General features: G+C 67.9%; 19 protein-coding genes. 11 read left to right on the forward strand and 8 right to left on the reverse strand.

Features of this window, described 5'->3' with window-relative positions; genetic code table 11:
• Position 1: 1 nt before the first annotated feature.
• Positions 2–1900, reverse strand: a complete 1899-nt coding sequence (locus CFB89_RS21705; protein ID WP_089469664.1) for a penicillin-binding protein 2 — start codon at positions 1898–1900, stop codon at positions 2–4.
• Between the two features lie 415 nt (positions 1901–2315).
• On the reverse strand, positions 2316–2663 hold the full coding sequence (locus CFB89_RS21710; RefSeq protein ID WP_089469665.1) for a DUF3564 family protein: 348 nt from the start codon (positions 2661–2663) through the stop codon (positions 2316–2318).
• 636 nt (positions 2664–3299) lie between these two features.
• On the opposite strand from CFB89_RS21710, the gene CFB89_RS21715 reads away from it, so the two are divergent.
• Positions 3300–4511: an SDR family oxidoreductase gene (locus tag CFB89_RS21715; RefSeq protein ID WP_089469666.1), complete on the forward strand. Its 1212-nt coding sequence runs from the start codon at positions 3300–3302 to the stop codon at positions 4509–4511.
• Positions 4512–4560: 49 nt separating this feature from the next.
• Here CFB89_RS21715 and hpaR read toward each other — a convergent pair whose 3' ends face one another.
• Positions 4561–5001 (reverse strand): homoprotocatechuate degradation operon regulator HpaR, encoded by a 441-nt coding sequence (gene hpaR, locus CFB89_RS21720; RefSeq protein ID WP_089469667.1) that lies wholly within the window; start codon positions 4999–5001, stop codon positions 4561–4563.
• Positions 5002–5154: 153 nt separating this feature from the next.
• Here hpaR and CFB89_RS21725 point away from each other — a divergent pair, with 153 nt between their 5' ends.
• The 7 genes from CFB89_RS21725 to hpaI are packed head-to-tail and all read left to right on the forward strand — an operon-like array spanning position 5155 to position 11070.
• Entirely contained in the window at positions 5155–5844 is a 690-nt protein-coding gene (locus CFB89_RS21725; RefSeq protein WP_089469668.1) for a fumarylacetoacetate hydrolase family protein, read from the forward strand.
• On the forward strand, positions 5841–6605 hold the full coding sequence (locus tag CFB89_RS21730; RefSeq protein WP_089469669.1) for a fumarylacetoacetate hydrolase family protein: 765 nt from the start codon (positions 5841–5843) through the stop codon (positions 6603–6605). The genes CFB89_RS21725 and CFB89_RS21730 overlap by 4 nt, the downstream gene beginning before the upstream one ends.
• Before the next feature lie 25 nt (positions 6606–6630).
• Positions 6631–8094: a 5-carboxymethyl-2-hydroxymuconate semialdehyde dehydrogenase gene (hpaE, locus tag CFB89_RS21735; protein ID WP_089469670.1), complete on the forward strand. Its 1464-nt coding sequence runs from the start codon at positions 6631–6633 to the stop codon at positions 8092–8094.
• Between the two features lie 47 nt (positions 8095–8141).
• A complete protein-coding gene (gene hpaD, locus CFB89_RS21740) occupies positions 8142–8990 on the forward strand; it encodes a 3,4-dihydroxyphenylacetate 2,3-dioxygenase (protein ID WP_089469671.1) in 849 nt (282 codons plus the stop codon).
• Between the two features lie 44 nt (positions 8991–9034).
• Positions 9035–9427: a 5-carboxymethyl-2-hydroxymuconate Delta-isomerase gene (locus tag CFB89_RS21745; RefSeq protein WP_089469672.1), complete on the forward strand. Its 393-nt coding sequence runs from the start codon at positions 9035–9037 to the stop codon at positions 9425–9427.
• 20 nt (positions 9428–9447) lie between these two features.
• Entirely contained in the window at positions 9448–10251 is an 804-nt protein-coding gene (hpaH, locus tag CFB89_RS21750) for a 2-oxo-hept-4-ene-1,7-dioate hydratase (protein WP_089469673.1), read from the forward strand.
• Between the two features lie 12 nt (positions 10252–10263).
• Positions 10264–11070 carry a 4-hydroxy-2-oxoheptanedioate aldolase gene (gene hpaI, locus CFB89_RS21755; protein ID WP_089469674.1) on the forward strand — a complete coding sequence of 269 codons (807 nt, stop codon included), beginning with the start codon at positions 10264–10266 and terminating at the stop codon, positions 11068–11070.
• A 79-nt stretch (positions 11071–11149) separates the two neighbouring features.
• Here hpaI and CFB89_RS21760 read toward each other — a convergent pair whose 3' ends face one another.
• The gene (locus tag CFB89_RS21760) at positions 11150–11941 is read right to left on the reverse strand and encodes a helix-turn-helix transcriptional regulator (RefSeq protein ID WP_089469675.1); all 792 of its coding nucleotides are present in this window, start codon (positions 11939–11941) and stop codon (positions 11150–11152) included.
• Positions 11942–12037: 96 nt separating this feature from the next.
• On the opposite strand from CFB89_RS21760, the gene CFB89_RS21765 reads away from it, so the two are divergent.
• The gene (locus CFB89_RS21765) at positions 12038–12289 is read left to right on the forward strand and encodes a hypothetical protein (RefSeq protein ID WP_089469676.1); all 252 of its coding nucleotides are present in this window, start codon (positions 12038–12040) and stop codon (positions 12287–12289) included.
• Between the two features lie 31 nt (positions 12290–12320).
• A complete protein-coding gene (locus tag CFB89_RS21770) occupies positions 12321–13283 on the forward strand; it encodes a zinc-binding alcohol dehydrogenase family protein (protein WP_089469677.1) in 963 nt (320 codons plus the stop codon).
• 148 nt (positions 13284–13431) lie between these two features.
• Here CFB89_RS21770 and CFB89_RS21775 read toward each other — a convergent pair whose 3' ends face one another.
• The 4 genes from CFB89_RS21775 to CFB89_RS21790 form a co-directional block, all read right to left on the reverse strand.
• A complete protein-coding gene (locus CFB89_RS21775) occupies positions 13432–14523 on the reverse strand; it encodes a porin (RefSeq protein ID WP_089469678.1) in 1092 nt (363 codons plus the stop codon).
• A gap of 156 nt (positions 14524–14679) precedes the next feature.
• Positions 14680–15747, reverse strand: a complete 1068-nt coding sequence (locus tag CFB89_RS21780; RefSeq protein WP_089469679.1) for an ABC transporter ATP-binding protein — start codon at positions 15745–15747, stop codon at positions 14680–14682.
• Complete coding sequence (locus tag CFB89_RS21785) at positions 15740–17512, reverse strand: iron ABC transporter permease (protein WP_089469680.1); 1773 nt, start codon at positions 17510–17512, stop codon at positions 15740–15742. The genes CFB89_RS21780 and CFB89_RS21785 overlap by 8 nt, the downstream gene beginning before the upstream one ends.
• Before the next feature lie 107 nt (positions 17513–17619).
• The gene (locus tag CFB89_RS21790) at positions 17620–18720 is read right to left on the reverse strand and encodes an ABC transporter substrate-binding protein (RefSeq protein WP_089469681.1); all 1101 of its coding nucleotides are present in this window, start codon (positions 18718–18720) and stop codon (positions 17620–17622) included.
• 301 nt (positions 18721–19021) lie between these two features.
• Between CFB89_RS21790 and CFB89_RS21795 the strand changes: the two genes are divergently transcribed.
• Entirely contained in the window at positions 19022–19696 is a 675-nt protein-coding gene (locus CFB89_RS21795) for a response regulator (protein ID WP_089469682.1), read from the forward strand.
• The last annotated feature ends 134 nt before the right edge of the window (positions 19697–19830 follow it).

The following is a 19830-nucleotide window of genomic DNA, read 5'->3' on the forward strand; positions in this document are numbered from 1 at the left end:
GTCAGCCGGCGGTAGCTGCCTTCGCGGGCGCGGGGGCGCCGGATTGCGCGGCCGTCTTCAACGATGCCGACGGTTTCTGCGTGACGGTCGTCGTTGCCGGCGCCGCCGCTTTCGGCGCCGCGACCGTTTTCTGCGCCGCGGCGGCCTGCGCCGGCGCGTTCTTCTCCGGTTCGACCGGCGCATCGGGCGGCACGCCGAGCAACTGCAGCGAGCCGCTCGTGACCGACGCGAACACCGGGCCGGCCACCGTGCCACCGTAGTAGCCTTTGCCGCGCGGCTCGTCGATCATCACCGCGACGATCAGGCGCGGGTCGCTCATCGGCGCCATTCCCGCGAACAGCGCGCGGTACTTGCCCTTCGCATAGCTCGCGCCGACCTGCTTGCGCGCGGTGCCCGTCTTGCCGCCGATCCGGTAGCCGTCGACGCGCGCGCGGCGCCCCGTGCCGCCTTCGCCGACCGCCATCTCGAGCATCGAGCGGATCGCGGCGGCCGTTTGCGGCGACGTCACGCGATGGCCGCGGTGCGCGTCGATCGTCTGCTGGTCGGTGCCGTTCTTCAGCAGCGACACCGGGTGCAGCGTGCCGTCGCCCGCATAGGCGGTGTAGGTCTGCGCGATCTGCAGCAGCGACATCGACAGCCCGTAGCCGTACGCCATCGTCGCCTGCTCGATCGGCCGCCAACGCTTGTAGCCGCGCAGCCGGCCCGACGCGACGCCCGGGAAGGTCAGTTCCGGCGCGCGGCCGATCCCGTACTCCTGGTATTTGTTCCAGATCGTTTCGGCGGGCAGGTTCAGCGCCAGTTTCGCGAGCGCGACGTTGCTCGACTTCTGCAGCGCTTGCGACACCGTCAGCGACCCGTGGTTCGACGTGTCGTGGATCACCGCCGGGCCGATCTTGTAGGTGCCCGGCGACGTGTTGATGATCGTGTTCGGCGTGACCTTGCGCTCGTCGATCGACAGCGCGACGACGAGCGGCTTGATCGTCGAGCCCGGTTCGAACGTGTCGATCACCGCGCGATTGCGCAATTGCTGGCCGGTGAGGCGGGCGCGGTCGTTAGGGTCGAAGGTCGGATAGTTCGCGAGCGCGAGGATCTCGCCGTTCTGCGCGTCGAGCACGACGACGCTGCCGGCCAGCGCGTTGTTCTCGATCACGGCCGCCTTGAGCTGGCTGAAGGCGAGTTGCTGGATACGGCGGTCGATCGTCAGTTCGATCGTCGCGCCGTGCTGCGCGGGGACGAGCGGGCGGGTGTCCGACACGATGCGGCCGAGCCGGTCGCGGATCACCTCGCGCTGGCCCGACGTGCCCTGCAGGCGCGCATTCGCCGCGAGCTCGACACCTTCCTGGCCCTTGTCCTCGACGTTCGTGAAGCCGACCACGTGCGCGGCCGATTCGCCTTCCGGGTAGAAGCGTTTCGAATCGGCGATCTGCGTGATGCCGTCGATCGCGAGCTTGTCGAGCCGGCTGGCGGTGTCCGCGTCGACCTGACGCTTGAGCAGCACGAATGTCTTGTCGTTGCCGAGACGCCGCTTCACCTCGGCGAGCGGCAGGTCGAGCAGCTTCGCGATCTGCGGGTAATCGGTGTCGGCGACCTGTTTCGGGTTCGCCCAGATTTCATAGGTCGACAGGCTGACCGCCAGCATCGCGCCGTTGCGGTCGACGATGCGCCCGCGCATCGCGTCGAGCTCGATCGTGCGCTGATAGCGCTTCTGGCCCTGGCCGACGTAGAAATCCTGGTTCGCGACCTGCACCCAGAAAGCGCGCGCGATCAGCGCGGCGAACGCGAGGAACACGACGACCACGATCAGCCGCGAGCGCCACATTGGCAGGCGCGCGGCGAGCATCGGATTCTTGGTCGCCGCTGCGTACGGATCGGCAGGGTGGGTCTTCTTTTTCACGCTCATGCAATGGCCGGGTCGGGCCGCCGGACGGCGGCTGGTCAGTCTGAATAATGGGATTGTAATAAATGAGTAAACACCGTGTGGGAAAAGTATGTTCAGGCCCCGCAAAAAGGCGCAGAGCAGGCCAGCGAAAACACGGAGGAAAGGGAGAAGAGCCGGCCGACGCTGGACTCCGCAGTGAGTGCGGAGGATGAAACACGGACGATCCATCGCATGCCGACCCGGGTACGCGCTCTCCGGCATTGCTCGGTCGCGATCATCCCGGGCGGACGATCAATTGCCCGCGTGGCAATTATTTCTCTAATCTCGAAAATAAAAAGCGCCTCGAACGGAGGCGCCATTGATGCTGAATATCGAAATGAAAATCACTGCTACCGGAATAAACCCGAAAACCGCAGACGATAGATGTCAATAATACCTATCGGGCGACGGAAATAAATTCCCGGTATTCCGGCTCGGTCGTGCAGGTATCCACTGCCTGCAACCGCCACGCGCCGTCGGGGTGCTCGCCCGCGAGGACCGCGGGGCCCTGTTCGCGCCGCATCGCATCGAACGACAGCCCCTTCAGCTGGCAGACGGCGTTGCCGCTGTCGGCTGCGCAGAGCGCCATCGCGCCCTCGACGTCGCGGACCTTGCCCCAGGTCGGAAGGTCGATGCCCTGATGTGCCTCGCGCGACCACAGACCTTCGTCAGTATCGACCCACAAGACTGCGAAGGAATGCCGGGTTGCCGATTCGCTGCCATTAATCCGAATGGTGAGGCGCATTGCATCGTCTCCTGAAAAAAGACACATTCGACCGTTTTGACTTGAACAGTCTAGATAGACTGGTGTGAAACGCAAGTGATAATCCGCAATAAATCCGTATTGCGTCCATTTCGGTTTCAGATGAAAGGACGTCTGACGATTCATGGTCATTCCCGACGCGTCAGCCCAGGCGGGCGATTCCGGCGACAGCGGTGGCCGGCCGGGCGCGCACGGCGGTCCGGACATGGGATGACGGGGCGGGCCGCCGCGGCGATCTGTCGCGCACGGCCGTCGGCGAAGCCGGGGCGATCGGCGGCTTTCGGCACGCGTCGAATGCAGCCGGAGCGAACGTTTCGGCGATCTGACGCGGCCGGCACGACACACTCCGACAATCGCGTACAAATCGGCACACTTTCACGAAACTTTCGGGACAGACTTGCGTGCGGTCGGGCGCCACACTGGGAGCCTCCCGATCCTGTGCCGCGGACGCCCGTCCGCGCCGGCTGCCGCCGCCTCTTGCCAGAGCGCGATCGACGCGATCGCACGCCCGATCGGGAGCCGCCGGGGCGCGCGTCAGCCCCGGCCGGCCGGCGAGCCGGGCGCCGCCCGCAACCGCGGGCGCCGCGCCGCCCGGCCGATTCTTCGAAGGAGACTATCGTGCTGATCTGGAAAACCGCGTTGTCGCTCAACTGGCGGACGAGCCTCGTATCGCCGGCCAGCGCACCGGTCGCGGCGGCGAACGTCGGCCGGCTGGTGCTGACCGGTGCCACCGGCTTCATCGGCAGCACCGTGCTGACGGCGCTCGTCAATGCAGGGCTGCTCGAACGCATCGTCTGCGTCGTGCGCGCGCAGGACCGCGGCCATGCGGTCGCGCGGCTGCGTGAAGCCGCGTTGCGCGCGGGGCTCGCGCCGTACTGGGCGTCGCGCCTGACCGATGCGAACGTGATCGTCGGCGCGCTCGGCGACGTGTGGCATGGCGCCGATGCGCCGCGCCTGGCCGGCGCGACGCACGTGATTCACTGCGCGGGCCATGCGTCGCCGGCCGACGGCGCGCATCTGCAGGCCGATATCGCCGATGCGGTGCGCTTCGCCGAACGCTTTGCGCGTGTGCCGCGCCTGCAACGCTTCGTGTACGTCGGTACGGCTTACGCGCATGCGGGCCGCGGCGGGATCGTGCAGGAAGAGGCCGAGCGCGCGGGGAACGACGTCGCGCCGCCGTCCCACGACGGCCTGCCGGGCGCGGTGCTCGCGGCCGGCTACCTGCACGCGAAGGCGGAGACGGAGCAGCGCCTGCGCGCGCTCGGGCTGCCGCTCGTCGTCGTGCGGCCGTCGCACGTGGTCGGCCACACGGTGCTCGGTACGCGGCCCGCGCCGAATTCGTTCTGGATGTTCCGGCTCGCGCATGCGGCGCGCCGCTTCACCGCGCGGCCGATGACGCGCATCGACATCGTGTCGGTGGACGACGTGGCGCGCGCGACGATGCTGTTGGCCGTCAAGCCGACGCTCGCGCACGACGTCTATCACGTATCGGCCGGCGACGAGGCGCCGCAGGTCGCGCAGATCGTGCGCGCGATGGACGAGGCGGCGGGGATGACGGGGGCGCCGCGCTACGCGGCATGCGCGCCGGCCGAGCTGCCGCTCGTCGTGCGCGACGTGCTCGGGCGCCCCGATCCGGCGCTCGAGCGCGTGATCGGCCGGGCGCTGCAGCGCTGCGGCGAATTCGCGACGGTCGACCGCGTGTTCGACAATCGCCGCGTGCGCGACGAAATCGATTTCGAGCCGTTGCCGTTCATCGATTACGTCGAGGAGTGCATGCGTACGTCGCGCGGCGTGGCGGTGACCGAACTGATGCGCGGCGCGGTCCACTGACCGCCCGCGTCGTGCCGGCGCCCGTTCCCGCACGTGGCGGGCGCCGTCTTTACGCTGGGTTGCCGAGCTCGATGAGCCGGTCGAGCGCGCGGTAGATGTCCTCGAGGCCGTCCTGGCCGAATCGCGCTTCGAGCTGACGATATTGCTCGTCGATGCGCGGACCGATTTCCGTCACCAGTTTCCTGCTTTGCGGCGTCAGGCTGACCAGCAGCCGGCGCTGATCTTCCTGCGCGCGCGTGCGAGTGATCAGGCCGTCGCGTTCCATCCGTTCCAGCACGCCGGTCAGGCTCGGGCTCAGGATGCAGCACCGTTTCGCGATCTGCCCGGCTTCGAGCGCCTGCACCGGTTCGCCATCGAGCACGCGGATGATCCGCCATTGCTGTTCGGTCAGCGAGAATTCCTTGAGAATCGGGCGAAACAGGCCCATCAGCGTTTCGCGGGCCTCGAGCAGCAGCATGGCCAGGTTGCGATGGTCGAGCGTACGGTTCATCAGGGTGAGCAGAGGACGGGGGACGCATCAATCTTAACAGCCGAAGCCGACGAATTTCGCGTATCAGGGTAATCGAGGTTGCCAGCACCCGATTGTTTACTTAAGATATTAAGTATTGACGATGCGCCGCGACGCGCGGCAGGGGAATGACGCATGGAGCTGTCTTGCACGATCGCCGCGGCGCCGCCGTTGCCGGTCGCCATCGGTACCGTCTACGGCGCGCTGCTCAACGAGCGCGCGGCGCTCGCCGCGCTCGGCGATGCGATGAACGCACCGCCTTACGGCCGGCCGCCGCAGGCGCCGGTCCTGTACATCAAATCCGCCAACACGTATGCGGCCGACGGCGCCGCCGTCATCGTGCCGGCCGGCGTCGACGCGCTGGAGATCGGCGCGTCGGTGGCCGTCGTGTTCGCGCGGCGCGCGACGCGCGTGGCGGCCGCGCAGGCGCTCGACTACGTGCACGGCTTCACGCTCGCGAGCGACGTGTCGGTGCCGCATCCCGATTACTACCGTCCGGCCGTGCGCTTCAAGTGCCGTGACGGCTTCTGCCCGCTCGGCCCGGCGATCGTGCCGGCTGCCGCGCTCGCCGACGTCGACGCGATCGGGCTGACGGTGCGGATCGACGGCGCGGTGGCCGCGTCCGCGTCGAGCGCGACGCTGATTCGCCCGGTGCGCGAGCTGATCGCCGACGTGACGGCCTTCATGTCGTTCGACGCGGGCGACGTGCTGCTGCTCGGCGTCGCGGGCGGTGCACCGCATGCCCGCGCGGGCAGCACGATCGAGATCGCCGCGGCCGGCATCGGCACGTTGCGGCATACGCTGATGGCGGAGGAGGCACGATGAAGACGGCGCGCGTGATCTACAACGGCGCACTGCATGCGGCCGAACCGGCCGGCGACGGCGCGATCCGCATCGACACGGGGCGCGTGGTGGCCGAGGACGCCGTGGCGTGGCTGCCGCCCGTCGCGCCGCGCACGACCTTCGCGCTCGGCCTGAACTACGCCGACCATGCGAAGGAACTCGCGTTCAACGCGCCGAGCGAGCCGCTGATCTTCCTGAAGGGACCGAACACGTTCGTCGGCCACCGGTCGCTGACCGTGCGCCCGGCGGACGCCGCGCACATGCACTACGAGTGCGAACTGGCCGTCGTGATCGGCCGGCCCGCGCGCCACGTGAGCCGCGCGCAGGCGATCGACTACGTGGCCGGCTACACGGTCGCGAACGACTACGCGATCCGCGACTATCTCGAGAACTACTACCGCCCGAACCTGCGCGTGAAGAACCGCGACACCTGCACGCCGCTCGGGCCGTGGTTCGTCAGCCGCGACGAGATCGGCGACGCGGCCGACCTGACGCTGCGCACGACGGTGAACGGCCGGGAGACGCAGCGTGGCAGCACGCGCGACATGGTGTTCGACGTGCCGGCGCTGATCGAGCACATCAGCAGCTTCATGACGCTCTCGCCGGGCGACCTGATCCTGACCGGCACGCCCGAAGGGCTGGCGGACACGCAGCCGGGCGACGAGGTCGTGACTGAAATCGAAGGGGTCGGCCGGCTCGTGAACACGATCGTCGGCGAAGCAGACTACTATCGCGCCGGCTGAGGCCGCCGCCGAGGAAGGAGAGCACATGACCATCAAGCACTGGATCGGCGGCCGCGAAGTGGAGAGCCGCGACACCTTCACGACGCTGAACCCGGCGACGGGCGACGTCATCACCGACGTCGCGTCGGGCGGCGAGGCCGAGGTGGACGCGGCCGTGCGCGCGGCGAAGGAAGCGTTCCCGAAATGGGCGAACACGCCGGCGAAGGCGCGCGCGAAGCTGATGCGCAAGCTCGGCGAGCTGATCGAGAAGAACGTGCCGATGCTCGCCGCGCTGGAGACGCAGGATACCGGCCTGCCGATCGCGCAGACCAGCAAGCAGCTGATTCCGCGCGCGTCCGAGAACTTCAATTTCTTCGCGGAAGTGTGCGTGCAGATGAACGGTCGCACCTATCCGGTCGACGATCAGATGCTGAACTACACGCTGTACCAGCCGGTCGGCGTGTGTGCGCTGGTGTCGCCGTGGAACGTGCCGTTCATGACCGCGACGTGGAAGACGGCGCCGTGCCTCGCGCTCGGCAATACGGCCGTGCTGAAAATGTCGGAGCTGTCGCCGCTGACGGCCGACCAGTTGGGCCGGCTCGCGCTCGAAGCCGGCATCCCGCCGGGCGTGCTGAACGTCGTGCAGGGTTACGGTGCGACGGCCGGCGATGCGCTGGTGCGGCATCCGGGCGTGCGCGCGGTGTCGTTTACCGGCGGCACGGTCACCGGCAAGCGGATCATGGAGCGCGCGGGCCTCAAGAAGTATTCGATGGAGCTCGGCGGCAAGTCGCCGGTGCTGATCTTCGACGACGCCGATTTCGACCGCGCGCTCGACGCGTCGCTGTTCACGATCTTCTCGATCAACGGCGAACGCTGCACCGCGGGCTCGCGGATTTTCGTGCAGCGCACGATCTACGACCGCTTCGTGCAGGAATTCGCGCGCCGCGCGAACAACCTGGTGGTCGGCGATCCGACCGATCCGGGCACGAATCTCGGCGCGATGATCACGCGCCAGCACTGGGAGAAGGTGACGGGCTATATCCGCATCGGCGAGCAGGAAGGCGCGCGCGTGGTCGCGGGCGGCGCGGACAAGCCGGCCGGGCTGCCCGATCATCTGCGCCACGGCAACTTCGTGCGGCCGACCGTGTTCGCCGACGTCGACAACCGGATGCGCATCGCGCAGGAAGAGATCTTCGGGCCGGTCGCGTGCATCATCCCGTTCGACGACGAAGACGACGGGCTGCGGCTCGCGAACGACACGGCGTACGGCCTCGCGTCGTACATCTGGACGCAGGACGTCGGCAAGGTGCATCGGCTCGCGCGGGGCATCGAGGCCGGGATGGTGTTCGTGAACAGCCAGAACGTGCGCGACCTGCGCCAGCCGTTCGGCGGCGTGAAGGAATCGGGCACCGGGCGCGAGGGCGGCGAGTACAGTTTCGAGGTGTTCGCGGAAATCAAGAACGTGTGCATCTCGATGGGTTCGCATCACGTCCCGCGCTGGGGCGTGTGACGGGCGCGGAGCGATTCGCCGCAAAGAACCATACGGAGACTTGAACGATGGGCAAACTGTCCCTCGCCGCGAAGATCACGCACGTGCCGTCGATGTATCTGTCGGAATTGCCCGGCAAGCATCACGGCTGCCGTGAAGCGGCGATCCGCGGCCACCAGGTGATCGGCGAGCGCTGCCGCGCGCTCGGCGTCGACACGATCGTCGTGTCGGACGTGCACTGGCTCGTCAACGCGGGCTATCACGTGAACTGCAATGCGCGGTTCGCGGGTACCTATACGAGCAACGAGCTGCCGCATTTCATCCGCGACATGCAGTACGCGTATCCGGGCAACCCGGCGCTCGGCAGGCTGATCGCGGAAACGGCCACCGAGCGTGGCGTCGCGACGCGTGCGCACGAGATCGACAGCCTCGAACTCGAATACGGCACGCTCGTGCCGATGCGCTACATGAACGGCGACCAGCATTTCAAGGTCGTGTCGATCGCGGGCTGGTGCATGTGGCACACGCTCGACGAAAGCCGGCGCTTCGGCGAGGCGCTGCTCGAGGCGATCGAGAAGAGCGATTCGAACGTCGCGTTCCTTGCGAGCGGCTCGCTGTCGCACCGCTTCAACGACAACGGCAGCCCCGAGGAATCGATCCACCAGATCAGCCGCGAATTCTTCCGGCAGGTGGACCTGCGCGTGGTCGAGCTGTGGAAGCAGGGCGATTTCAAGACCTTCTGCGCGATGCTGCCCGAGTACAACGTGCATTGCCACGGCGAAGGCGGCATGCACGACACGGCGATGCTGCTCGGGCTGCTCGGCTGGGATCGCTACGACCAGCCCGTCGAGATCGTCACCGACTATTTCGCGAGCTCGGGCACCGGGCAGATCAACGCGATCTTTCCGCTGCCCTGAGCGTTGCCATCCGCCACGCCTTCGAATCCGACCGGAGCATTGCCATGCCACACATCGTCGTCGAATACACCGCGAACATCCGCGACGACGCGCGCATTCCCGCGCTGCTGCGCACCATCAACGCGACGCTGATCGCGCAGGGCGGCGTGTTCCCGACCGGCGGCATCCGTTCGCGCGCGATCGAGCTGCACGACTACTGCGTCGCCGACGGCACGGAGGACGACGCGTTCGTCCACGTGACGCTGAAGATCGGCGCGGGCCGCAGCGACGAAACGAAGCAAGCCGCGTGCGACGCGCTGTTCGACGCGCTCAAGGCCCATTTCGCCGAGTTGTACGCGAAACGCTATCTCGCGCTGTCGATGGAACTGACCGAGTTCAGCGAAAGCGGCTCGTACAAGCACAACAACATTCACGCCCGCTACAAGCGGGCCGGCTGAACCCCATTCCCGATCCGACCATGCTCGAACCCGCCCTCATCGACCAGCTCGCGCACCGTCTGCACGATGCCGAGCGCGCGCGCACGCAGATCCGCCAGATCTCGCTCGACCATCCCGACATCACGATCGACGACGCGTATGCGATCCAGCGCGCGTGGGTGACCCTCAAGCTCGCGGAGGGCCGCACGCTGAAGGGCCACAAGATCGGCCTCACGTCGAAGGCGATGCAGAACACGTCGCAGATCGACGAACCCGACTACGGCGCGCTGCTCGACGACATGTTCTTCGAAGACGGCGGCACGATCCCGACCGGCCGCTTCATCGTGCCGCGTGTGGAAGTCGAGCTCGCGTTCGTGCTCGGCAAGCGGCTCACCGGCCCGAACTGCACGATCTTCGACGTGTACGACGCGGTCGATTACGTCGTGCCGGCGCTCGAGATCATCGACGCGCGCAGCCAGTCGATCGACCCCGATACGAAACGACCGCGCAAGGTGTTCGACACGATCGCCGACAACGCGGCGAACGCGGGCGTCGTGATCGGCGGCCGGCCGGTGCGCCCGCAGGACGTCGATTTGCGCTGGGTCGCGGCGATCATGTCGCGCAACGGCGTGGTCGAGGAAACCGGTGTCGCGGCCGGCGTGCTGAATCATCCGGCGAACGGCGTCGCATGGCTCGCGAACCGGCTGGCGCGTTTCGACGTCGCGCTGGAACCGGGGCAGATCGTGCTCGGCGGGTCGTTTACACGGCCGTGCGCGGCGCGATCGGGCGATACGTTCAGCGTCGACTACGGCCCGCTCGGGACGATCCAGTGCTACTTCGAGTGAGGAGAGCGAACGATGCAGATTCCATCGAATGTCTTCAAGGCCGCGCTCGCGCGCGGCGACGCGCAGATCGGCCTGTGGCTCGGCCTCGCGAATCCGTACAGCGCCGAAGTGGTCGCGGGCGCCGGTTTCGACTGGCTGCTGATCGACGGCGAGCATGCGCCGAACACGGTACCGACGATCCTCGCGCAACTGCAGGCGATCGCGCCGTATCCGTCGCATCCGGTCGTGCGCGTGCCGTGGAACGATCCGGTGATCGTCAAGCAGGTGCTCGATCTCGGCGCGCAGACACTGCTCGTGCCGATGGTGCAGAGCGCGGACGAAGCGCGTGCGGCGGTGGCCGCGACGCGTTACCCGCCGCACGGGATGCGCGGCGTCGGCAGCGCGCTCGCGCGTGCGTCGCGGTGGAATCGCGTCGGCGAGTACCTGCATCGCGCGAACGACGAGATGGCCGTGCTCGTGCAGGTCGAGACGCGCGCGGGGCTCGATGCGATCGACGCGATTGCGCGGGTCGACGGCGTGGACGGCGTGTTCATCGGGCCGGCCGATCTGGCCGCCGATCTCGGGCATCTCGGCCATCCGGGGCATCCCGATGTGCAGGCTGCGATCGACGGTGCGATCCGCGCGATCGAGGCGGCCGGCAAGGCACCGGGCATTCTCAGCGCGGACGAGGCGGCCGCGCGGCGCTATCTGGAAGCGGGCGCGTTGTTCGTCGCGGTCGGCGTCGATACGACGCTGCTGGCACGGAGCGCGGAGCGGCTCGCCGCGCAGTTCAGGGGCAGCCGCGGCGATGTCGTGAAGAAGGGCGACGGCACGTATTGATGCAGCGGCGGGCGGTTTTCGTGTTCCGACCGCCGGCCTTTCGCCGTCCGTGCGGCTTCATACAGGCGCATGGCGGCACCTACCCCTCCGTGTGCCTTGCCGCTTCCATATACCTTCCCGGCGTCGTCCCCAGCGCACGCCGGAACATGTCGATGAACGCGCTCACGTTGTCGTACCCGAGATCGAGCGCGATCGTCGTCACCGGCACGCCGTCGGCGATGCGCTCCAGCGCCCGCAGCAGCCTGGCTTGCTGACGCCATTGCGCGAACGTCAGCCCCGTCTCGGCGACGAAGCGGCGGCTCATCGTCCGTGCGCCGATGCCGGCCCATTCGGCCCATTCTTCCAGCCGCCGGTCGTCCGCGAGATCCGCGGCCAGCGCATCGGTGATCTTCACGAGCCGCGGGTCGCGCGGCCGGACCAGCCCCAGCGCTTCGGCTTCCGAGGCCGCGATTTCATCGAGGATCACGTCGGCGATCCGCGTCTGCGCGGCATTGAGTTCGGAATCGTCCCAGCTTGCGGCGCGCTGCACGGCTTCGCGCAGCAGCGGCGTCGTGCGGATCGCGCGCGGCGTCGTCGGCAGCGCCGCGCAGCGGGCTTCGGCGACGAACGCCGACCAGCCCGAAATCGGCCCGAACGAGCGCAGCGAATGCCGGCAATGCGGCGGAATCCAGATCGCATGGATCGCGGGTACGACCCATTCCTGGTCGTCGAGGCCGATCGTCACCAGCCCGCTCAGCGCGCCGACCAGTTGGCCGCGTGCATGCGAATGCGGCGCGGTGATGCGCGGGTCGCGCTGCGACAGGACGGCGGCGACCACGAACGGGCCGTCGTCGGACGTGACGAAACGGGCGGGCAGGAGTGGATCGGACATGGCCGGATATCGGTATCGAATGGCCGTTATACCGGAGATCGGCCGGGTTCGCACGCCTACACTGCGTTTCATCGATGACAACCGGAGTAAGACGCGATGCGAGCCGAACAAATGCTTCCCGACCATGCCAATCAGGTCGATGCCGGCGGAACGACGATCCGCAAAGGAACCGTCGGCGCGTTTCTGGTCAATGCGCGCGTATTGATCGACCCGAACGCCGCGCCGGCGGACCGGGCGCGCGCGGAGGTCGACGCGATCGATGCGTTGCCTGCACTGCGTGCGCTTGGCCTGTTCGACGTGCTGGAAGTACGCGATCCCGAGCTGCGCGCGTGGCTCGAGGCGCGGTAAAGCCCCACCCTCCGGAATTGAAGGAACCAGTATGAAAGCAGCAGTCGTCGAAGGCGCTGGGCAGCGCCCGGTTTATACGGAGTTCGAACCGCCGTGCGCGACGCCGGGCCACAGCCTGATCGACGTGACGGCCTCCGCGCTGAGCCGCATCGCGCAGGGGCGCGCGGCCGGCACGCATTACTCGTCGGATCGACGCTATCCGTTCGTCGCCGGTGTCGACGGCGTGGGGCGTCTCGACGATGGCCGGCGCGTCTACTTCTTCGGTGCGCCGGTGCCGTTCGGTGCGATGGCCGAACGCACGATCGTGCCCGATACGCAGTGCGTGCCGCTGCCGGACACGCTCGACGATGTCACCGCCGCGGCGATCGCGATTCCGGGGATGTCGTCGTGGGCGGCGCTGACCGAACGCGCGCGGTTCGTCGCGGGCGAGACGGTGCTCGTCAATGGTGCGACGGGTACGTCCGGGCGGCTCGCGGTACGGATCGCGAAGCATCTCGGCGCGGCGAAGGTGATCGCGACGGGCCGCAACGCGGCTGCATTGCAGGCGTTGCTGAATGCCGGCGCGGACGCCGTGGTGTCGCTGCAGCAGGACGACGCGCATCTGGCGCGGGCGCTCGAACCGCATTTCCGCGCGGGCGTGGACATCGTGCTCGATTATCTGTGGGGCGCCAGCGCGCAGACGCTGCTGGTGGCCGCCGCGAAGGCGACGCCCGATGGCCGGCGGCTGCGTTTCGTGCAGATCGGCTCGATCGGCGGCGCGGACGTGCTGCTGCCGGGGGCCGTGTTGCGGGCGACCGCGATCGAACTGATGGGCAGCGGCCTGGGCAGCGTGTCGTTGCCGGGCTTGCTGGCGTCGGTGCGCGGCGTATTCGAAGCGGCCGGGTCGGCGGGCCTGACGATCGACACGCGCACGGTGCCGCTGTCGGCGGTCGGCGAACATTGGGGCGATGCGAGCAGCGTCGTACGGTTGGTGTTCACGATACGCGGCCAGTGAGCGGCGCATCGGCAGACGGCGGACCGGATGCGAGGTGAAGATCGGGCCGCGCAGCGGCGGCTGGTCGTTTTCTGTCGTGCCGTCGCGCGTGGCGTGAGAGCGGGCAGGCGGGCGGCCGACTGCCCGCCGCCGCCCCGCCACGCCGGGATCAGAACCGCTGCTGAATCCCCGCCGTGACCCCGACCTGCGTGGTGCCGTACCCGTTGAAATCGCGCGACACGCCGACTTTCTGGTCGTGCTTCGCGATCGCGAACGCACCGGCTGCATACAGCACCGTGCGCTTCGACAGCGCGTATTGCGCACGCACCGACACCAGCGTCGGGTCGGCATCCGTGCCGCCCTTGATGTTCTGGTGATAGACGGCCGCGATCAGCGAGAACGTGGGCGTGAACTGGTACGACCCGCCGAGCCAAACCATGTCGCTCAACTGGTTCGCCGCCGCGGTGCGGAACGTGCGCTTGTAATTGCGATAGCCGGCCATCGTCTTCAGGTTGCCGAAGTCGTAGCTCAGGCCCGCATGGATGCCCTGAATATAGTTGACGGCATCGGCCGGCGTGATGCTGTCGGCCGCGCCGTTCTGCCGGTCGAACGTGACGACGGCGGCGAGCGGCCCCGTCTCGTAACCGATCGCGAAATCGTACTTGGAGCTGGTCTTCACGCTGCCCGGCACGTTGCCGAAACCGTACAGCGCACCGAACTTGAAGCCGCTGAATTCGCCGTCGTAGCGCACCGCGTTCGACGAGCGCGTGAACAGGCCGTCCTTGCGGCCGCCGGTCGCCATCGAGGAGGTCGCCCACGAGTAGTTCTGCGCGTAACCCATCGGGTCGAACGGCAGCATGTAGTCGTACGTGACGGTGAAGTTGCGGCCAAGCGTCAGCTCGCCCCATTTGCCTTTCAGGCCCACCGTCGCACGGCGCGCGAAGATCGAGTCGGGGCCGTCGTCGGACGCGCCGTTCGCCAGATCGATCCCGCTTTCGAGGCGGAACACCGCCTTCAACCCGCCGCCGAGGTCCTCGACGCCGCGCAGGCCCCAGCGCGACGTGTTCTTGTTGCCCGACTTCAGCTTGAACGAATTGCCGCCATCCGGCGCCGCATGGTTCGCGTATTCGATGCCGGCATCCATGATCCCGTATATCGTGACCGACGACTGCGCGTGCGCGGCCGGCGCGGCGAGACAGGCGGCCGCGGCCGAACCGGTGAGGACTGCTGCTCGAATCGAACGTTCTGCGCGTGACTTCATTTTGACGGTGTCTCCTTGGTTTGTTTTGGGCAGGGTGAAACGGAAAACGGGTACGCAGCGCGCCATCGGCGGACGCGATGAAGCGTCCGCCGCTGCGGGTCGCAAAGGAATGCGCTCGACTGCCTACGCGGCGGCGCGCGAGGCGCCGCGGTCGGGTCAGCTCGCTTTCGCGAACGCCCAGCAGTCGTTGGTCGGGAATTCGATCCAGTGCTTGCCGGCCGCGCGCGGCACATGGCCGAACGCACGCAGACGCATGTCGCCGCAATGGAACAGGTATTCCCAGCGGTCGCCGAGATACATCGACGTGACGAGGTCGGCCTGCAGCCGGTTCGCGCCCGGGCCGTCGGCGACCTGCACGCGTTCGAGGCGGATCACGGCCTGGGCGTCCTGGCCGGGCGCGAGCGTGTCGCGGGCGACGGCGCGCAACTCCCAGCCGTCGCCGGCGAGCGTCACGCATTCGCCGTCGATCGCGGCGACGCGCGCGTCGATCCGGTTGTTGCTGCCCATGAACTCGGCGGTGTACAGCGAGCGCGGCGCGCCGTACAGCTCGGCCGGCGTGCCTTCCTGCTCGATGCGGCCGTTGCGCAGCAGCAGGATGCGGTCGGACATCGCCATCGCTTCGGTCTGGTCGTGCGTCACGCACAGGGCCGACAGCCCGAGCGACACGATCAGTTCGCGAAGCCACGCACGCGCTTCCTCGCGCAGCTTCGCGTCGAGGTTCGACAGCGGCTCGTCGAGCAAAATCACCGGCGGGTTGTAGACGAGCGCGCGGGCGATCGCGACGCGCTGCTGCTGGCCGCCCGACAACTGATGCGGAAAGCGTTCGGCGAGGTGGCCGAGGCCGAGCTGGTCGAGCGCGGTCTGCACGCGGCGCTTCTGTTCGGCAGGCGCCACGCGGCGCAGCTTGAGCCCGTAGCCGACGTTGTCGGCGACGGTGCGGTGCGGCCACAGCGCGTACGACTGGAACACGAGGCCGAGCGAGCGCTGTTCGACGGGCAGGTCGACGCGTCGCGCGCTGTCGAAGAACACGCGCTCGTCGAGCTGGATGCGCCCGTCGGACGGCTGTTCGAGGCCGGCCACCGCGCGCAGCAGCGTGGTCTTGCCGCTGCCCGACGCGCCGAGCAGGCATACGACTTCGCCGGCCTTCAGTTCGAACGACACGCCCTTGAGGATCGGGTTGGCGCCGTAGCTGAGGTGCAGATCGTCGACGATGAGCTTATCCATGAAGTTTCACTCCGAAGCGCAGGGCCACGCCGAGACCGGCGCCGACCATCGCGATGTTGATGACAGAGAGCGCGGCGACCTGGTCGACGGCGCCGGTCGCCCACAGCGACACGAGCAGCGCGCCGATCACTTCGGTGCCGGGCGACAGCAGGTAGACGGCGGTCGAGTATTCGCGCTCGAAGATCATGAAGATCAGCAGCCACGCGGCGAGCAGGCCGAAACGCACGAGCGGCAGCGTCACGTCGAGCGACACGCGGCTGCGCGTCGCGCCGACGCTGCGGCCGGCTTCCTCCAGCTCGGGGCCGACCTGCAGCAGCGCGCTCTGGATCAGCCGCATCCCGTACGCGAGCCACACGACCGTGTACGCGATCCAGATGCTCCACATCGAGTTCTTCAGCTCGCGCAGGCCGGGCACGAACAGGAAGATCCACAGGAACGCGAGACCGGCGAGCAGGCCCGGCACCGCGCGCGGCAGCAGCACGAGGTAGTCGAGCAGCCTGGTCGCCCAGTCGGGGCGGCGGTGGCCGGCGAACGCGACGAGCGAGTAGAAGCCGATCGCGAGCGCGCCGCCGATCACGCCGATGCCGAGCGTGTTGACGATCGCGCGCACCAGGTTGTCCTGCTCGAACAGTTCGATGAAGTTCGACAGCGTCAGCACTTCGGCGAGCGCGACGCCTTCGCCCCAGTTGGTCACGAACGCGCGCAGCACGATGCCCGAGATCGGCACGATCACGGTCAGCATCAGCCACAGCGCGACGATCGCAAGCGCGACCCAGCGCCATACGCCGAGCGGCAGCACCGTCGCGCGGCCGGCCTTGCCCTTCACGGTGACGAAGCGGTTCGCGGTCTTCAGCAGGCGGCGCTGCAGCAGCACGAGCGGGAAGGTGATCGCGACGATGCACACGGCGACCGCGGCCATCAGGTGATACGACGGCACGCCGAGCTTGTTGGTCAGCTTGTACAGGTAGGTCGCGAGCACGAGGTGGCCTTCCGGATCGCCGAGCACGAGCGGCAGGCCGAACACCTCGAAACCGAGGAAGAACACCAGCACGCCGGCGAACAGCAGCGCGGGCATCGTCATCGGCAGGCTCACGTCGAGCGCGACGCGGAACGGACGGGCGCCCGTCACGCGCGCGGCTTCCTCGACGTCCGAGCCGAGGTTACGCAGCGCGGCCGACGAATACAGGTACACGTGCGGCACGTGCGTGAGGCCGACGATCACCGTGATCGCGAAGATCGAATACACGTTCCAGGGCACGCTCTGCACCCCGAACAGTTCCTTGAACCACACCGAGTAGAAGCCGACCGGGCCGGCCGCGACCACGTAGCCGAACGCGAGCACCATCGGCGACACGAACACGGGCGTGAGCAGCAGCGGTTCGAGCCAGCGGCGGCCGGGCAGGTCGGTGCGCACCATCAGGAACGCGAGGATGCCGCCGAGCGGGATCGAGATGAACAGCATCCCGCCGGCGATGATGAACGAGTTCTTCACGGCCGACCAGAAGTCGGGATCGCTGAAGATGAAGCGGAAGCCGTCGATGCCGAGCGTCTTGTTCGCGTCGAAGAACGGCGCGGACAGGAAGCTCTGGAACAGGATGAAGCCGAGCGGCAGCGCGACCGCGACGGTCAGGACCGCGACGACGATCCAGCGCAGCATGCCGGCGAGCGGCTGCAGGCTGCTGACCGGCAGCGCGGGAATCGCGTCGCGCGGGCCGGTGGCGGGCGGAACGGCCGGTGCCGTGCCGCGTGTGCTGGTTGAACGCATGAGTTCGCCCCTGCGGCCATCCGGATGGCCGCCTCAAGGAAGTCGGTGAGGGGAAGGGGCCGCCCGCGCGACGCGCGGCGGGCGGCCTGGGTCAGCGGCTCAGCGGATCAGCGCTTGATCGCCTGCTGCCATTGCTTCAGGAACGCGAGGCGCTTCGACTGGTCGAGATAGACGAGCAGGCCGGTGCCGATCTGGATCGGCTTCAGCGAATCGCCGAGTTCCTTCGTGAGGCTCGCGGCCGACGTCTCGCCGGTCACGTCCGCACGGATCGCATACAGGTTCGCCTGGTTCGCGATCAGCGTCTGGCCGCGCTTGGACAGCAGGTAGTCGACCCACAGCTTCGCGGCGTTCGGGTTCTTCGCCTTCTTCGACACGGTGGCGAGGCGGCTCACGACCTGCGTGTAGTCCTTCGGAAACACGTAGCCGATCGACTTGTCCTTCTTCGCCTTCGCGTACGCATATGAACCGATGATGTTGTAGCCGATCAGGTTCTCGCCCGACGAGATGCGTTCCATCATCGCGCCCGTGCTCGACTGCAGCTTCGGGCCGGTCGCGCCGATCGCCTTCACGAGTTCCCACGTGACCTTCTCGTTCACGTGCGCGTCCTGGGTCAGGTAGTTGAAGCCGACGCCCGATTTCTCGATGTCGTAGGTCGTGACCTTGCCTTTGAACTTGTCGGCCTGCGTGGTGAGCAGCTTGATCAGGTCGGCGCGCGTCGTCGGCACTTCGTTCGCGGGGATCAGCCGCTTGTTGTAGACGATCGCGAGCGGCTCGAACGTCGTGCCGTACGCCTGCTTCTGGTACTGCGCCCATTGCGGCACGTTCGGGCTTTCGGGCGAATCATAGGACGCCATCAGGCCGTCGTTGACGAGCTTGACCTGCAGGTCCATCGCCGAGCTCCACAGCACGTCGGCGCTGGTGCTGCTCGCCGCGTTCTCGCTGATGTAGCGGTTGTACAGCTCGGTGCTGTTCATGTCGTTGTACTCGACCTTCACGCCGTACAGGCTTTCGAAGTCCTTGATCAGCGGACGCACGAGGCCCGTGTCGGTCGTCGAGTAGACGATCAGCTTGCCTTCCTTCTTCGCGGCGTCGATCACGCCCTGGTAGTTCCCCGGGTAGCCGGCGGGAACCTGCGCGGCGGCGCTGCCGGCGGCAGCGCCCAGAACGGCCGCCAGCGCGGCGGCGAGGTGCTTCGGTGCAAACGGCATGTCTTCCTCCAGTGATGCGTCGATGTTGTTCGAGTGACGCGGATGTTAAGGGCGGGGCACTTTCAGCCCGCTTTCATTCCCGTTCGCAAACGTGTCGTTCGCGTCATGGATTTCCCGAGGTCGACGCGGCGGCGGCCGCGGGTTTCGCGGCGCGCGGCGCGGCTGCCGAGCGCTGAGCGGCCACCGCCGGCGCTCCGCGCGGCGGGTTCGATGCACCCGCGCAACCCGTGTTTGCGCGAGGCGTGGAGACGGAAAGGATCATGTAATGTAGCGGGCTGTCGCTGACCCTACCGGAATCCCCATGCGTGTGCTGCTCGTCGAAGACAACCCGAACCTGGCCCAGTCGCTGAACGACGCGCTGAGCGCCGCGCGCTTCGCGGTCGATCACATGGCCGACGGCGAGGCGGCGGACCACGTGCTGCGCACGCAGGATTACGCGCTGGTGATCCTCGATCTCGGGCTGCCGAAGCTCGACGGGCTGGAGGTGCTGCGGCGGCTGCGCGCGCGCCGCAACCCGGTGCCGGTGCTGATCCTCACCGCGCACGGGTCGGTCGAGGACCGCGTGAAAGGGCTCGATCTCGGCGCCGACGACTATCTCGCGAAACCGTTCGAGCTGACGGAGCTGGAGGCGCGCGCCCGCGCGCTGATCCGGCGCAGCCTCGGGCACGAGCATGCGCGCGTCGAGTGCGGGCCGCTTTCGTACGACAGTATCGACCGCGGCTTTCATCTCGGGGGCGAGCCGCTGTCGCTCACGCCGCGCGAGCGCTCGGTGCTCGAGGTGCTGATCCTGCGCAACGGCCGCGCGATCAACAAGGAGACGCTGTCGGAGAAGATCTTCGGGCTCGACGAATCGGTCAACGCCGATGCGATCGAGATCTACGTGTACCGGCTGCGCAAGAAGCTGGAGAACTCGGGCGTCGCGATCGTCACGCTGCGCGGGTTGGGCTACCTGCTCGAAGCGAAGGCGCAAGCGTGATCCGCCTTCGCGCTCGCCGTCATTCGCCGTCCGTCGAGGGGGCGCATGCCGTCCCCGGCCGGCTTCGCGACGCCGGCCTCCTGCGCGAGCGCAGGGCGATGCGCCGCGAATGCTCCGCGATGCCCGTCGCGGCG

The organism is Burkholderia sp. AU16741 (assembly GCF_002223345.1).
In the GTDB taxonomy this organism is placed as follows: domain Bacteria; phylum Pseudomonadota; class Gammaproteobacteria; order Burkholderiales; family Burkholderiaceae; genus Burkholderia; species Burkholderia sola.

Bases quoted from the DNA above. Each gene is read 5' to 3' on its own strand.
- CFB89_RS21765 (WP_089469676.1), top strand. From the start codon at position 12,038: ATGCGAGCCGAACAAATGCTTCCCGACCATGCCAATCAGGTCGATGCC.
- CFB89_RS21775 (WP_089469678.1), bottom strand. From the start codon at position 14,523: ATGAAGTCACGCGCAGAACGTTCGATTCGAGCAGCAGTCCTCACCGGT.
- hpaE (WP_089469670.1), top strand. From the start codon at position 6,631: ATGACCATCAAGCACTGGATCGGCGGCCGCGAAGTGGAGAGCCGCGAC.
- CFB89_RS21730 (WP_089469669.1), top strand. From the start codon at position 5,841: ATGAAGACGGCGCGCGTGATCTACAACGGCGCACTGCATGCGGCCGAA.
- CFB89_RS21760 (WP_089469675.1), bottom strand. From the start codon at position 11,941: ATGTCCGATCCACTCCTGCCCGCCCGTTTCGTCACGTCCGACGACGGC.
- CFB89_RS21790 (WP_089469681.1), bottom strand. From the start codon at position 18,720: ATGCCGTTTGCACCGAAGCACCTCGCCGCCGCGCTGGCGGCCGTTCTG.
- hpaR (WP_089469667.1), bottom strand. From the start codon at position 5,001: ATGAACCGTACGCTCGACCATCGCAACCTGGCCATGCTGCTGCTCGAG.
- hpaD (WP_089469671.1), top strand. From the start codon at position 8,142: ATGGGCAAACTGTCCCTCGCCGCGAAGATCACGCACGTGCCGTCGATG.
- CFB89_RS21705 (WP_089469664.1), bottom strand. From the start codon at position 1,900: ATGAGCGTGAAAAAGAAGACCCACCCTGCCGATCCGTACGCAGCGGCG.
- CFB89_RS21795 (WP_089469682.1), top strand. From the start codon at position 19,022: ATGCGTGTGCTGCTCGTCGAAGACAACCCGAACCTGGCCCAGTCGCTG.
- hpaH (WP_089469673.1), top strand. From the start codon at position 9,448: ATGCTCGAACCCGCCCTCATCGACCAGCTCGCGCACCGTCTGCACGAT.
- CFB89_RS21745 (WP_089469672.1), top strand. From the start codon at position 9,035: ATGCCACACATCGTCGTCGAATACACCGCGAACATCCGCGACGACGCG.
- CFB89_RS21780 (WP_089469679.1), bottom strand. From the start codon at position 15,747: ATGGATAAGCTCATCGTCGACGATCTGCACCTCAGCTACGGCGCCAAC.
- CFB89_RS21785 (WP_089469680.1), bottom strand. From the start codon at position 17,512: ATGCGTTCAACCAGCACACGCGGCACGGCACCGGCCGTTCCGCCCGCC.
- CFB89_RS21770 (WP_089469677.1), top strand. From the start codon at position 12,321: ATGAAAGCAGCAGTCGTCGAAGGCGCTGGGCAGCGCCCGGTTTATACG.
- hpaI (WP_089469674.1), top strand. From the start codon at position 10,264: ATGCAGATTCCATCGAATGTCTTCAAGGCCGCGCTCGCGCGCGGCGAC.
- CFB89_RS21725 (WP_089469668.1), top strand. From the start codon at position 5,155: ATGGAGCTGTCTTGCACGATCGCCGCGGCGCCGCCGTTGCCGGTCGCC.
- CFB89_RS21710 (WP_089469665.1), bottom strand. From the start codon at position 2,663: ATGCGCCTCACCATTCGGATTAATGGCAGCGAATCGGCAACCCGGCAT.